General features: G+C 64.3%; 11 protein-coding genes. 5 read left to right on the top strand and 6 right to left on the bottom strand.

Translation table 11 applies throughout. The features are described from left to right. Positions 1-285: 285 nt before the first annotated feature. Positions 286-780, top strand: a complete 495-nt coding sequence (locus tag CAG11_RS03345) for a RidA family protein (protein ID WP_085594668.1) — start codon at positions 286-288, stop codon at positions 778-780. 75 nt (positions 781-855) lie between these two features. Here the strand turns inward: CAG11_RS03345 and CAG11_RS03340 are convergent, their stop codons facing one another. Beyond that, entirely contained in the window at positions 856-1,188 is a 333-nt protein-coding gene (locus tag CAG11_RS03340) for a DUF2790 domain-containing protein (RefSeq protein ID WP_085594666.1), read from the bottom strand. 328 nt (positions 1,189-1,516) lie between these two features. On the opposite strand from CAG11_RS03340, the gene CAG11_RS03335 reads away from it, so the two are divergent. Together CAG11_RS03335 and CAG11_RS03330 are read left to right on the top strand one after the other, a co-directional pair. Then, entirely contained in the window at positions 1,517-2,845 is a 1,329-nt protein-coding gene (locus CAG11_RS03335; RefSeq protein ID WP_085594664.1) for an OprD family porin, read from the top strand. A 175-nt stretch (positions 2,846-3,020) separates the two neighbouring features. Further along, positions 3,021-3,227 carry a hypothetical protein gene (locus CAG11_RS03330; protein ID WP_085594662.1) on the top strand — a complete coding sequence of 69 codons (207 nt, stop codon included), beginning with the start codon at positions 3,021-3,023 and terminating at the stop codon, positions 3,225-3,227. Between the two features lie 232 nt (positions 3,228-3,459). Here the strand turns inward: CAG11_RS03330 and CAG11_RS03325 are convergent, their stop codons facing one another. The 3 genes from CAG11_RS03325 to CAG11_RS03315 form a co-directional block, all read right to left on the bottom strand. Further along, the gene (locus CAG11_RS03325; protein ID WP_085594660.1) at positions 3,460-6,594 is read right to left on the bottom strand and encodes a CusA/CzcA family heavy metal efflux RND transporter; all 3,135 of its coding nucleotides are present in this window, start codon (positions 6,592-6,594) and stop codon (positions 3,460-3,462) included. 27 nt (positions 6,595-6,621) lie between these two features. After that, on the bottom strand, positions 6,622-7,851 hold the full coding sequence (locus CAG11_RS03320) for an efflux RND transporter periplasmic adaptor subunit (RefSeq protein WP_022640941.1): 1,230 nt from the start codon (positions 7,849-7,851) through the stop codon (positions 6,622-6,624). 199 nt (positions 7,852-8,050) lie between these two features. Beyond that, positions 8,051-9,319 (bottom strand): TolC family protein, encoded by a 1,269-nt coding sequence (locus CAG11_RS03315; RefSeq protein WP_085594658.1) that lies wholly within the window; start codon positions 9,317-9,319, stop codon positions 8,051-8,053. A 382-nt stretch (positions 9,320-9,701) separates the two neighbouring features. Here CAG11_RS03315 and CAG11_RS03310 point away from each other — a divergent pair, with 382 nt between their 5' ends. Then, positions 9,702-10,376, top strand: a complete 675-nt coding sequence (locus CAG11_RS03310) for a heavy metal response regulator transcription factor (RefSeq protein WP_085594656.1) — start codon at positions 9,702-9,704, stop codon at positions 10,374-10,376. A 9-nt stretch (positions 10,377-10,385) separates the two neighbouring features. Here CAG11_RS03310 and CAG11_RS03305 read toward each other — a convergent pair whose 3' ends face one another. Next, positions 10,386-11,282, bottom strand: a complete 897-nt coding sequence (locus CAG11_RS03305) for a cation diffusion facilitator family transporter (RefSeq protein WP_085594654.1) — start codon at positions 11,280-11,282, stop codon at positions 10,386-10,388. Between the two features lie 213 nt (positions 11,283-11,495). Here CAG11_RS03305 and CAG11_RS03300 point away from each other — a divergent pair, with 213 nt between their 5' ends. Next, the gene (locus CAG11_RS03300; protein ID WP_053132113.1) at positions 11,496-11,915 is read left to right on the top strand and encodes a lysozyme inhibitor LprI family protein; all 420 of its coding nucleotides are present in this window, start codon (positions 11,496-11,498) and stop codon (positions 11,913-11,915) included. Positions 11,916-11,930: 15 nt separating this feature from the next. On the opposite strand, the gene CAG11_RS03295 is transcribed toward CAG11_RS03300, so the two are convergent. After that, a complete protein-coding gene (locus CAG11_RS03295) occupies positions 11,931-13,247 on the bottom strand; it encodes an MFS transporter (protein ID WP_085594652.1) in 1,317 nt (438 codons plus the stop codon). Positions 13,248-13,294 lie beyond the last annotated feature (47 nt).

Here is a 13,294-nt window from a genome sequence, read left to right as displayed (position 1 = left end):
TCACCTGCTGAAGGCTCGAAAGCTCTTCACGAATGGTCGCCAGCTCTTGCTTCAAGCGTTTATTGAACATGTGGGTGTACCGGGGGACTGGAAAAAATAGGCTGCCTTGGGCCTAACATCGGCCCTGAAATACATTTCTTAATAGCCGTGCGAGGCTGTCCGACGAAAATAATTCGATGGCTGCCACCCCCCGTGAAACGGGGCTTTGGCCGGGGATTGTGCGGCACAGGGCAATGGGTATAGTGCGATTTCGCAAATTTCACTGGCGATCGACGGAGTTGGCTCATGGATGCATCACGCAAGGCACTTTTCCTCCAGGCGGCCGAACGGGTCGGCCACAGTTTCGAAGGCCAGATGCGCATTGGCGGCAACTACGTGCCGGCGGTACGAAACGGCGACGAGGTCTACGTCAGCGGGCAGATCCCCCGGGTCGACGACGCGGTGATGGTGATGGGCCGGGTCGGTGCCGAGACCTCCCTGGAGCAGGGCCGGCACGCCGCGCGGATCTGCACCCTGCGGGCCCTGGCCATCCTCGAGCAGATGCTCGGCGACCTTGGGCGGATCAAGCGAATCTTGCGGATCAACGTCTACGTCCAGAGCGCGGCGGACTTCACCCAGCAAAGCGAAGTGGCGGACGGCGCTTCGGAAATTCTCTATGCGGTATTTGCCGAGGCCGGCGTGCATACCAGGACGTCGCTGGGGGTCTACCAACTACCGAAGAACGCCTCGGTGGAGGTCGACATGATCGTCGCCTTGCATCCCGGATCGGCGCAGGACTGAAGACGCCGGCAGCGGCCGGGCCGCCCTCGGGGACCCGGCCGGCACATCGCGGGCAAGGCAGTGACCATCCATGGATCAACTGCCATTGTTACGGCACTGGCCCAGGATCTGGTACTCGATGGTCTTGAGCTGGCCACTGGAGTCTTCATAGGTCATGCGTGAAGGCACCACCTGGCAAGACTTGATCGGTGGAGTGACGTTGACCACCTTGACGATATCCAGCTCCATGCCATAGCGGTAGTTCCGCACCACCGGCGCGGTCTTGCCCTGCTTCGCAGCGTAGCGCTCCATGGCTTTTTCGTTCTCCTGCATGGCCCGGGCGAAGGTACGGTCACCGCCACCTTCGGCCAATGCCAGGGAAGAGATGGCAAAGAGCATCGCGGCGATGCTCAAGTTAAGTAGTTTCATGACAGCCTCCTCGTTCTGTTGATGTCCACGAGGATAAAAAACCGACCCTGTCAGAATCATCGCGCGCGCATTACTTATCTGTAAGGCACCTCTCCCACCTTCGGCCAGATTCACGAAGAGCCCGGTCCACAAGGGCTGCAGCTCATCCGGGCGATCTCTGGCCAGCCATTTTCTTGCGCAATTGTAACTGTCGGGTCACCCCGTCGTTATCTGCGGTTTGCAACTATCGACAACGGCTCCGGGCGCGGCGATGCCCCGGCGGCCAAACCAATAAGAACGCCTGCGGCGATATAAAAACCGATAGCTGCACACTCAGGAGCGCCCACCCATGCGTATCAACCCTCTTGTGTCCCTGTCCGCACTCACTGCGGCACTGGGGCTCGGTCCTATGGCGGCGGTAGCTGCCGAGGAACGTCCCGAAGGCTTTATCGAAGGCAGCCAGCTCAACCTGCTGCTACGCAACTTCTATTTCAATCGCGATGACCGCAAGGGCCAGTCCAGCCCCACCGGCAATGGCTACTCCGAAGCCTGGACCCAAAGCCTGATCGGCAAGTTCGAATCGGGCTTCACCCAGGGCACCGTGGGTTTCGGCCTCGATGCTTTTGTCATGCATGCCTTCAAGCTCGACTCCGGAACAGGGCGCAGCGGCGGCAAGGGGTCGTTCGCCATGCTGCCGGTGAACGGCAGGAACGAACCGGCCGACAGCTACGGCAAGGCCGGTGGCGCGGTGAAGGTGCGAGCCCTGGATACCGTGGCCAAGATCGGCGATGTGTTCCCCACGACACCCGTACTGCACTATGGCGACTCCCGGGTGATGCCCCAGAGCTTTCGCGGCTTCACCCTGGAGAACACCAGCCTCGACGACCTGAAGCTGCAAGCCGGGCGCCTGCATGCCGTGGGCTCGACGAACCAGAGCAGCCTGCGCGAGGGCTTCGTCACCTTCTACAAGGGCCAGGTGGACTCCCCCTGGGTCGGCTACTTCGGTGGTGACTACCAAATCGACCCCAACCTCAGCGTCAGCCTCTACGGCAGCCGCCTCAAGGAGGTGTGGGACCAGCGCTACTTCGGCCTCTCGGGCAAGTATCCGTTGTCCCAGGACCTCACGCTGCTGGGCGCCTTCAATTACTACAACGTGGTGGACGAAGGCCGCAAGGAGCTGGGCGAGCTGAACAACAACATCTGGAGCGCCAAGATCGGCGCCACCTTCGGCGCCCACACGCTGGCCCTCTCCCACCAGCGCAACAACGGCAACAACCCCTTCGACTACCTGCGCCAGTCGGACTCGATCTTCCTCGACAACTCGATCCAGTACAGCGATTTCAACGCTCCCAAGGAACGCTCATGGATGCTGCGCTATGACCTGGACATGCAGACCCTGGGCGTCCCCGGCCTGAGCTTCATGGCCCGCTATGGACGCGGCCGGGGCGCCGATTACAGCCATGCCAACGCGCAGTACATGCAACGCGATTCGGCGGGCAATCCACTGGCCGGCCAGCGGCGCTGGGAACGGAATATCGAAGCCAAGTACGTATTCCAGAGCGGACAGCTCAAGGACCTGGCCCTGCGCATCCGCCAGGCCACCGTCCGCTCCAGCCGATTCGAGTCGGACCTGGAGGAATTCCGGCTGATCGTCGAATACCCACTGGCCCTGCTCTGATGGCTCTGGCCGGGCAGGTTGCGGCCTGCCCGGTGTTAAAACTTCTTCACAGACTCATGTCTTGCAGAACTGTAATATCCACCTCACCTTCTCGTTAGGTTGGTCTCCTTATACTCCTTGGCAGATTCGGATCCGCTGGTTTTTCGAAGGCGGGCAACCTGTCAGGAGAAGCATCATGCGCCCCAGCCAACTGTTGTTCATCGGCCTTCTGGCCAGCACCAGCCTCGGTGCCTGGGCCGCCGACGGCAGCGAACGTTCGCGACAAGCCCGCGAAACCTTCCTGGCCAGCCAGGAACAGATTCAAGGCGAATCCGAGCAGAAAACGGAAACCGCCACCACCGACGCCCCTTCCACGCCCAGCAAGGCTGGCGAAGATATTTGACGGCGTTGGCCCACAGAGCACATTCATCTCTTGAAGCGTTTTCATGATGCTCCTTTGGAAAGAGATGAATCTTCAGCGCCCCCTCGGGGCGCTTTTTTTTGCCTTGCTCACGCACCGCCTTCATGACGACACCCGCGATCGCGCGCCCCGCAAACCTGTAGGTACCGTCTTGCCCGTTAACGGGCAAGACGGTACCTACACGAAGCCACTGCCGGGAGCGATCACACAGGCATCACTCCTCCCGGCGGTGGGCCCACTGGTACAGCGCGGGCAGTACCAGCAGGGTGAGGATGGTGGAGGACAGGATGCCGCCGATCACCACCGTGGCCAGGGGGCGTTGCACCTCGGCGCCGGTGCCGGTGGCCAAGGCCATGGGCACGAAGCCCAGGGACGCTACCAACGCCGTCATCAGTACCGGACGCAACCGGGTCAGGGCGCCCTCGCGGATGGCCATGGGCAGCGACCGCCCCTCCTCCCGCAGGTTGCGGATGAAGGCAATCATCACCAGCCCGTTGAGCACCGCCACCCCCGACAGGGCGATGAAACCGACCCCCGCCGAGATCGACAGCGGAATGTCCCGCAGCCACAAGGCCATGATCCCGCCCGTCAGGGCGAAGGGAATGCCGGTGAACACCAGCAGCCCGTCCTTGAGGTTGTTGAACATCATGAACAGCAGGCCGAACACCAGCAGCAGGGCCACCGGCACCACCACCTGCAGGCGCTGGGAAGCCTCCTGCAACTGTTCGAACTGGCCGCCCCAGGTGGTCCAGTAACCCGCCGGGACCTTCACCTTGTCGGCGATCAGGGTCGTGGCCTCCTCGACGAAGGAGCCGATATCCCGACCGCGCACGTTGGCGCTGACGATCACCAGGCGCTTGCCGTTTTCCCGGCTGACCTGGTTGGGGCCCAGGACCAGGTCCAGGCTGGCCACTTCCGACAGCGCGATGAAACCAATCTGCCCGTTGACGCTGCCGGCCGTCGCCGGGATCGGGACCAGCAGCCGTGACAACCCATCGATGTCGGTACGCAACTGATCGGACAGGCGCACCACCATGTCGAAGCGCCGATCGCCCTCATACAGGATTCCGGCCTGGCGCCCGCCCACGGCCACCGCGATGGTGTCTTGCACATCACCGACGTTGAGGCCATAGCGCGCGGCTTTGTCCCGGTCGATATTGATGGTCAGCACCGGCAGCCCGGTGGTCTGCTCCACCTTGACCTCCGAAGCGCCCGACAGTCCCTGCAAGGCGCTGGCGATCTCGTTGGCGGTCTTGTTCAGCACCGCCATGTCGTCGCCGAAGACCTTGACCGCGACATCGCTGCGCACCCCGGAAATCAGTTCGTTGAAACGCAACTGGATCGGCTGCGACAACTCATAGGCATTGCCCGGCACCATGGCGCTGGCGCGCTGGATATCGGCGATCAGCGCCTCCCGGGACTTACCCGGGTCTGGCCACTGGGCCTTGGGCTTGAGCATCACGTAGCTGTCGGAAATGTTCGGCGGCATCGGGTCCGAGGCGATCTCCGCGGTACCGGTGCGAGCGAACACCCGCTCTACCTCCGGCACCTGGGCCAGCAGGGTCTTCTCCAGGCGCTGCTGCATGTCCACCGATTGCGAAAGGCTGGTGCCCGGCACCCGCAGGGCCTGCAGGGCCAGGTCGCCCTCGCTGAGGCTGGGGATGAACTCGCTGCCCATGCGGCTGGCCAGCAGGCCGCTGCCCACCAGGACCGCGCCGGCCAGGGCGAAGGTCAGCCCGCGCCGCTGCATCACCCAGTCCAGCACCGGTGCATAACCACGCTTGGCGTTGCGCATCACCAGGTTCTCCTTCTCCTGGACCTTGCCGGTGACGAACAGCGCAATGGCCGCCGGGACGAAGGTCACCGAGAGGATCATCGCCCCCAGGAGGGCCATGACCACGGTGAAGGCCATGGGGTGGAACATCTTCCCGGACACGCCGGTGAGGGCGAAGATCGGCAGGTACACCACCATGATGATCAACTGGCCGTAGATCAGTGGGCGCCGGGCTTCCTTGGCCGCGGCAAAGACTTCATGCAGGCGCTCCGAGCGGGTCAGCATGCGCCCGTGGCTCTGCTGGGCATGGGCCAGCCGGCGGATGGCGTTCTCGACGATCACCACCGCACCGTCGACGATGATCCCGAAGTCCAGGGCGCCGAGGCTCATCAGGTTGGCACTGACCTTGTTGCTGGACATGCCGGTGAAGGTGAACAGCATCGACAGCGGGATCACCAGGGCGGTGATCAACGCCGCGCGGATGTTTCCCAGGAACAGGAACAGGATGACGATCACCAGCAGTGCGCCCTCGAAGAGGTTCTTCTTCACCGTGGCGATGGCTTTCTCCACCAGGTTGGTGCGGTCGTACACGGTGACCGCCACCACGCCCTCGGGCAGTGTGCGGTTGATTTCCTCGAGCCGCTTGGCCACCGCCTGGGACACCGCGCGGCTGTTTTCGCCGATCAGCATGAACACCGTGCCCAGCACCACTTCACGGCCATTCTCGGTAGCTGCGCCGGTGCGCAGCTCACGGCCGATTTCCACCTGGGCCACGTTGCGCACGCGGATCGGCGTACCGTCGCTGCTGCTGATGACGATGTTGGCGATGTCGTCGATGGAGGCCAGTTGCCCCGGGGCACGGATCAGCAACTGTTCGCCGCTGCGCTCGATATAGCCGGCACCGACGTTGGCATTGTTGCGTTCCAGGGCCGTCACCAGGTCGGTGAGGGTCAGGCGGTGGGCCGCCAGGCGCTTGGGATCAGGAGCGATCTGGTACTCCTTGGCGAAGCCGCCGATGGTGTTGATCTCGGCCACCCCGGGAACGTTGCGCAACTGCGGCTTGATGATCCAGTCCTGGATCACCCGCAGGTCGGTTGGGGTGTAGGGCGTGCCATCTTCCTTGCGTGCGCCTTCCTCGGTCTCCACGGTCCACAGGAAGATTTCTCCCAGCCCGGTGGAAATCGGCCCCATCTGCGCCTCCACCCCTTCGGGCAGTTGCTCGCGAGCCACCTGCAGGCGCTCGTTGACCAGTTGCCGGGCGAAGAAGATATCGGTGCCGTCCTTGAAGATTACCGTCACCTGGGACAGGCCCGAACGCGATAGCGAGCGGGTCTGCTGCAAGCCGGGCAGGCCGGCCATGGCGGTCTCGATGGGAAAGGTGATGCGCTGCTCGGTCTCCAGCGGCGAGAAACCCGGCGCCGCGGAGTTGATCTGCACCTGGACGTTGGTGATATCGGGGACGGCGTCGATCGGCAGCTTCTGGTAGCTGGCGATGCCGATACCGGCCATCAGCAGTACCCCCAGCAGGACGATGATGCGCTGCTCGATGGCGAATTGAATGATGCGTTCAAACATGGATAGTCACTCTCCGCTAGGGCCTGTTCAGTGGCTGTGCTCGGCCGAACCCTTGCCCAGTTCGGACTTGAGGGTGAAGCTGCCGCGCGTGGCGACCTGGGCGCCGGCGGCCAAGCCTTCGCGGACCTCCACGAACCCATCCTGGCTGGCCCCGAGCACCACGGGCGTAGCCTGGAAACCCTCGGCCACGCGCACGAACACCGAAGGCCGTTCTTCCACGGTCTGGATCGCCTCCTGGGGCACGCTGACCGGCACCTCGACGGCCGCGGTGGCCACCTCGACCGCCACGAACAGGCCCGGGCGCCAGGTCTCCTTGGGGTTGGCCAGGGTCACCCGGACCGTGGCGGTGCGGGTCTGCTCCCCCAGCAGGTTGCCGACATAGGCCACCTGCCCGCGGACCTGGGAGCCCAGTTCGCTGGAGCTGACATTCACCGACTGGCCGACCCGGACCTTGTCCAGGTCCTTGGGGAATACACCGAAGGTCGCCCAGACCCGGGACAGGTCGGACAGGGTGAAAGCCGCCGTGGTCTCGCCCACCACTTCGCCGACGCTGAGGTGCTTCTCCACCACCACGCCATCGAACGGTGCACGCATTTCATAACGGTTGCCCCCCGCCAGCTGGGCACTGCCAGCCAGCGCCGCCATCTTCTGCCGGGCGTTGCCCAGGGCGATCTCGGCCTCTTGCAGCGTCTGCCGCGCCAGCAGGTAGTCCTGCTCGGCGGAGATCTGGTCGACCCACAACTGACGCTCACGCTCGAAGGTGGTACGGGCCAGTTCCACCCGCCGGCCGGCTGCCGCCAGCTCGCTGCGCTGGTCGGAAACCTGCTGGCTGGCAATCACCGCCAGCAGGTCGCCACGCTTGACCGACTGGCCGAGGTTGGCCTGTACCGACTCCACCACCCCGGCGGCGCGCGGCACGATATGCGAGGTGCGGTCCTCGTCGAAGCGGATCTCCCCCGGCAGGCTGAGCAGGCGATCCAGACGCCGCGGGCCGGCCTCGGCCAGCTCGATCCCGGCCGCGGCGATCTGCTGGGCATCGAGTTCCACCAGGCCTTCGTGGCCCTCCTCCCCATGGCCCTGTTCGCCGTGCCCTTGCTCGGTATGCCCCGGCTCGCCATGCCCGGCGGGCGCCGTGGACGCTGAAGGCTGGCCTGTGGCCGGGGCCTGGCGATTGAACAGGCCCGGCAGCAACGAGGCCGCCAGCCCCAGGCCGGCCACCGCCACTATGGCCACAACAAGACTGCGTTTTTTGTCCATGGATGCTCCTGAAAATGTCGAGGGTCGGCGGCGCAGGCGCGGCCTTACGAAGTAGACGCAAAGAAGAACTTCTCCAGGGCCCGGTGCAGCTCGTGCACGCACCAGTGCCGGGGGGGCTCGTGGCTGCTGGCCGGAGGCACCCTGCCGCAGTCGCTGAGCAGCAACAGGGCGAAGTACGCGAGGCCCCGCAGCCAGGGTTTCACCAGCGGCTGAGGTCGCCGTAGATACGCTCGATCCGTACCCAGGCATCCGTGCTCTGCGCTACCGCCACCAGGTACTGGTTGCGGGCGCCGATCAATGTGCGCTGGGCGTCGAGCACCTCGAGAAAGCTGAATTTGCCCATCTCGAAGCCACGGGTGGCACTGTCTACCGCGCTCTGGGCGGCGGGCAGGATGGTCTGGTTGAACGACTGCACTTCACGCCGGGCGGTTTCCCACTGCTCCAGGGCCTGGCGGGTCTCGGTACGCAAGCGCAGTTCAGTGGCGTTGCGCAGGTCCCGGGCCTGGTCGGCGCGGCGCGCGGCGGAGAGCACGTTGCCCTGGTTGCGGTTGAACAACGGCAACGGCATCGACAGGCCGACCAGGTTGATCCGGTCCTTCTTGCTGCCGTCTTCGTTCCTGCTGGCGTCGTATTGGCTACCGATACTGATATCCAGGTCGGGAATGCGCTGGGCCTTTTCCAGGTCCAGGGACGCCTCGCGCTGGGCGATCTCCTGCTCTGCCAGGCGCAGCTCCGCAGTCTGGGGCAGGCGATTCAACAGCTGCGCCGGCGCCGGCGGCGCAGTGGCGTCCCCGGACTGCTCCTGCACCGCGGAAAAGTCCGCGCTGGCGCTACCGGTGACCCTGGCCAGCTGCCGATAGGCGTTGTCCTGCTCCAACTGGCCACGATTGAGTTCCAGGCGGATCTCCGCCAGTTGCACCTGGGCCCGGGTGGCCTCCACCGGCGATGCCTTGCCGGCACCGACCCGCCCCTGGGCCACGGCCAGGCCGCGCTCGGCCAGGGCCAGGGAGCGCCCGGCCAGTTGCGTGCGCTCCTGGGCCCGCAGCGCTGCGTAGTAGGCGTCCAGTACATCGGCGCGCAACTGGTTGCGCCGCCGATCCAGCTCCAGGTCCGCGAGCCTCTGGCCCTGGCTGGCCACCTCCACCCGCGCGCCGCGCTTGCCCCCCAGTTCCAGGGTCTGGGTGAGCTTGACCGAGGTGGTGCCCTGTCCGCGCTTGGTGTTCTCGATATCCGTGGATAGCACCGGGTTGGGAATCAGCCCGGCCTGCTGGCGGGCGCCCTGGGCGATATCGATCTCCCAGCTCGCAGCGGCCAGTTCCGGATTGTTGGCAAAAGCCTTGGCCATGGCGCTGTCCAGGCTCAACACCGGTTGCCCGGCGGCATTCGCGGCTTGCCCCGCCAGGACCAGTAATAGAGCCGTGCAACAGCGCCTTGCGGCCCGGGCGCAGATTCTCGGGAAATTCGGCATATCAGGTTCCGACCCTTGCTGAAACGAAGTCTTGGCGCAGGCACGGCGGTATATACCGGTACATATAAAAGGGTTATTCGACCGATATGAATTACACCGCTGTACTTGTCGACAGGGAAATATTCAAGATCGGCCAACTTTAACTTTCGGTCCTTATCAGCAGGGTGGCGCAAAAATTACAAATCTGTAATCAAGGTTTACGACCCAGGCTTCTGTATTAAGATCCCATCAAAAAAGCCAAGGCCCACGGTACTTCCACGCCCAGAAAGAGAAGTTCCACAAGCAACTTAACAACTTACCAACGACAACTTGCCCACAACTTAAATAATAACTTTCCAGTGTTTGTCGACTACCAACCTCAATTGCAGAGAACTTCCTCAATATGCGCATCCTGGTTATCGAAGACGAACTCAAGACTGCCGACTACCTGCAACAGGGATTGACGGAAAGTGGTTATGTGGTGGATTGCGCCAACAGCGGCGCCGATGGCCTGTACCTGACGCGCCAGCATGCCTACGACCTGGTGATCCTGGACGTCAACCTGCCGCAGATCGACGGCTGGGGCGTGCTGGACCAGATCCGCCAGTTCAGCAATACCCGGGTCATGATGCTCAGCGCCCAGGGCCGGCTGGCGGACAAGATCCGTGGCCTGGACCTGGGGGCCGACGACTACCTGGTCAAGCCGTTCGCCTTTCCCGAACTGCTGGCCAGGGTCCGTACCCTGATGCGCCGCAGCGAGCAGTCGCCGGTACCGGATGTACTGCGGGTCGCCGACCTGGAGCTGGACCAGGGCCGGCACCGGGCCTTTCGCGGCAAGCAGCGAATCGACCTGACCACCAAGGAGTTCGCCCTGTTGCACCTGCTGATGCGCCAGAGCGGCGTGGTGCTGTCGCGGACCCAGATCATCTCCTTCGTCTGGGACATGAACTTCGATTGCGACACCAATGTGGTGGAGGTCTCGATCCGCCGCTTGCGGGCCAAGATCGACGACCCCTTCGAGCGCAAGCTGATCCATACCTTGCGCGGTGTCGGCTATGTGCTCGAGGAGCGCGACTGAGGGCCACCCTCAGTGCTGGTGCGCCTGTTCGTGAAAGCCTGACTGCTCCACCTGCAAGGTGACGTGGGCGATCTCGAAACGCTCCTGCACCAGCTCGCTGACCTCGGCCAGGATCGCCTGCTCGTCACGGCTGCCCACTTGGGCCACCAGGTGCGCGCTGAGCACGTTCTTGCCGCTGGTCAGGGCCCAGATATGCAAGTCGTGCACATCGCTGACCCCTGGCACGCCGCGAATGCCCTGCTCCACCTGGTCGATATCGATGCCTTCGGGTACACCTTGCAGCAGCACGTTGGTGCTTTCCCGGAGCAGGGTCCAGGTCCGTGGCAGCACCCACAGGCCGATGGCCGCGGCCACCAGCGAATCGACCCAGCCCCAGCCGGTGTACATGATCACCAGTGCGGCGAGGATCACCCCCAGCGAGCCGAGCATGTCGCTCCAGACCTCCAGGTAGGCGCCCTTGACGTTGAGGCTCTGGCTGCTGCCGGAGGCCAGCAGGCTCATGGAGATCAGGTTGACGATCAGCCCCAGCACTGCGATCACCAGCATTCCCGTGGACTGGATCTCGGGCGGTGCCTGCAAGCGTTGCCAGGCCTCGAACAGGATGTAGAAGGCCACCACGAACAACAGCAGGGCATTGAAGGCCGCGGCGAGGATTTCGAATCGCGCGTAGCCGAAGGTGCGCTTGCGGTCCGCCGGGCGCTTGGCGACCTGGATCGCCACCAGGGATATCGCCAGCGCCAGGGTATCGGTGAGCATGTGCGCGGCATCCGATAACAGCGCCAGGCTACCGGTGACGAAAGCGCCGATGACCTCGGCGATCATGAAGCTGCCGGTCAGCCCCAGGGCCATCCACAATTTGCGTTCGTGCCCGGCCCGTACCTGTCCGTGACTGTGTCCTGCGCCCATGGAGCCTCCTGCGGTGTGGTGGAAAACCTCGGCCTGATGATAGTCCGGTTGAGCACCGGACAGGCTCGGCTGGGCGAATTGTCATCGGGCTGTTATCTGCCGGTTATCCAGCGTGCCACCAGGGGGCCACTCGCGGCCCGCGCGCTCATGTCGCTTTTGTGCCGGCCGCGGCCCTGTAGAATGCCCGCTTCATTCTTCGCCCAAGGGATCGCCATGCCTCGCCAGCCCCGGATCTTCGCTCTGGCCACCGCCCTGCTGCTCGGCGCCGGCGGCGCTTGGCTGCCAGCGCGAGCAGCAGCCCTGGACTGCGCGCACATCCAATACAGCCAGCAGGTCGATCGCTGTGCCCAGCAAGACAAGGAGCTGGCCGACAGCGCCCTCAACCAGAGCTACCAGGCGCTGCTGGAGCGGGTCCACCAGCGTTATCCCGGCAACCTGCTCCAGGAGCAGGAGTACCTGGGCAAGCTGAAGAACGCCCAGCGCGCCTGGATCAAGTACCGCGACAGCACCTGCGTGCTGGAGGCGGTCGACGTGGAGCCGGGCAAACCGGCCCACACCACCTTGATCAACCGTTGCGTAACCCGCCTGAGCAACGAGCGCAGTCACTACTTGGACCAGTTGCTGGTCGACTGAAGCCAGGCCGCCAGCTCAACAGCAGCCGGCTTCGTGGACCTGGGACCGGCGGGCCTCGCCGACCCGGGTGCCGAAATACCCGGCACTGGCTGCCCCGATCGCCCCCATCACCGCGCAGAAGATCACGCAGATCCAAGGGCTCCACGGCATCAGGGCGATCAACAGCAACGGGGTGATGCTGGCCCAGAGGGCATAGGCGATGTTGTAGGTGAAGGAAATCCCCGAGACGCGGATCCGTGCCGGGAACAGCCCGACCATCACCGACGGCACGGCCCCCACCACGCCGCACCCCAGGCCGGCGATGGCGTAGGCCAGGCCGATCCAGGCGCCACCGTTGATCAGGCAGCCGTAGAGCACGGCGATCCCCAGGGGCAGCAGCAGGCTGTAGAACATCACCGTGCGCCAGGCCCCCAGGCGGTCGACGAGCAGGCCCGCCAGGACACAGCCGAGGTTGAGGAAGACGATGCCCAGGCTGCTCAGGGCGAAGGTGTGGCTGGCGCTCATGCCGAAGCTCTTCTGCATCATGGTCGGGGTAATGACCACGAACACCACCACCGCCGAGGTCAGCACGCAAGTGAGGATCAGGGCTGGCAGGATCGCCAGGCGGTGTTCGCGCAGCACCGTGCGCAGGGGCAGTTCACTGGCGTTCTCGCGTTGTTGCTGCAGGGCCATGAACACCGGGGTCTCGCCCAGCCAGCGACGCAGCCAGACACCGATCACGCCGAATAGCCCGCCGAGCAGGAAGGGATAGCGCCAGGCGTGGTCGAGGATTTCCTCGGGGCTGAAGACCTGGGCCAGGAGGGTCGCGGTCAACGCCCCCAGCAAATAGCCGAAGGTCAGTCCGGCCTGGAGAAACCCCAGGGCATAACCGCGATGGGCCCGGGGAGCATGCTCGGCGACGAACACCCAGGCACTGGGCACCTCGCCACCCACCGCGGCGCCCTGCAGGACCCGCAGCGCCAGCAGCAACAAGGGCGCGAAATAACCGATCTGGGCATAGGTGGGCATGCTGCCGATCAGCAGGCACGGCAGCGCCATCATCAGGATGCTCAGGCTGAAGACCTTCTTGCGCCCCAGGCGGTCGGCGAAGTGGGCCATGAGGATGCCGCCCAGGGGCCTGGCCAGGTAACCGGTGACAAAGATCCCGAAGCTCTGCAACAGCCGCAGCCACTCGGGCATTTCCGGTGGGAAGAACAGCTGGCTCAGGGTCAGGGCGAAGAATACGAAGATGATGAAGTCGTAGATTTCCAGGGCCCCGCCCAGGGCGGCCAGGCCCAGGGTCCTGTAGTCGGCGCGGGAAAAACGCGCCGTCGATTCGCTGGCAAGGGTCATGAGGGCAACTCGGGTGGCACAAGACAAGGGCGCCATGGTCTACGCAA

Source organism: Pseudomonas sp. B6(2017) (assembly GCF_002112765.1).
In the GTDB taxonomy this organism is placed as follows: Bacteria; Pseudomonadota; Gammaproteobacteria; order Pseudomonadales; family Pseudomonadaceae; genus Aquipseudomonas; species Aquipseudomonas piscis.
Note: the sequence above shows the minus strand (reverse complement) of the source record. Positions and strands in the feature narration are given on the sequence as shown.

Bases quoted from the DNA above. Each gene is read 5' to 3' on its own strand.
- CAG11_RS03345 (WP_085594668.1), top strand. From the start codon at position 286: ATGGATGCATCACGCAAGGCACTTTTCCTCCAGGCGGCCGAACGGGTC.
- CAG11_RS03340 (WP_085594666.1), bottom strand. From the start codon at position 1,188: ATGAAACTACTTAACTTGAGCATCGCCGCGATGCTCTTTGCCATCTCT.
- CAG11_RS03335 (WP_085594664.1), top strand. From the start codon at position 1,517: ATGCGTATCAACCCTCTTGTGTCCCTGTCCGCACTCACTGCGGCACTG.
- CAG11_RS03330 (WP_085594662.1), top strand. From the start codon at position 3,021: ATGCGCCCCAGCCAACTGTTGTTCATCGGCCTTCTGGCCAGCACCAGC.
- CAG11_RS03325 (WP_085594660.1), bottom strand. From the start codon at position 6,594: ATGTTTGAACGCATCATTCAATTCGCCATCGAGCAGCGCATCATCGTC.
- CAG11_RS03320 (WP_022640941.1), bottom strand. From the start codon at position 7,851: ATGGACAAAAAACGCAGTCTTGTTGTGGCCATAGTGGCGGTGGCCGGC.
- CAG11_RS03315 (WP_085594658.1), bottom strand. From the start codon at position 9,319: ATGCCGAATTTCCCGAGAATCTGCGCCCGGGCCGCAAGGCGCTGTTGC.
- CAG11_RS03310 (WP_085594656.1), top strand. From the start codon at position 9,702: ATGCGCATCCTGGTTATCGAAGACGAACTCAAGACTGCCGACTACCTG.
- CAG11_RS03305 (WP_085594654.1), bottom strand. From the start codon at position 11,282: ATGGGCGCAGGACACAGTCACGGACAGGTACGGGCCGGGCACGAACGC.
- CAG11_RS03300 (WP_053132113.1), top strand. From the start codon at position 11,496: ATGCCTCGCCAGCCCCGGATCTTCGCTCTGGCCACCGCCCTGCTGCTC.
- CAG11_RS03295 (WP_085594652.1), bottom strand. From the start codon at position 13,247: ATGACCCTTGCCAGCGAATCGACGGCGCGTTTTTCCCGCGCCGACTAC.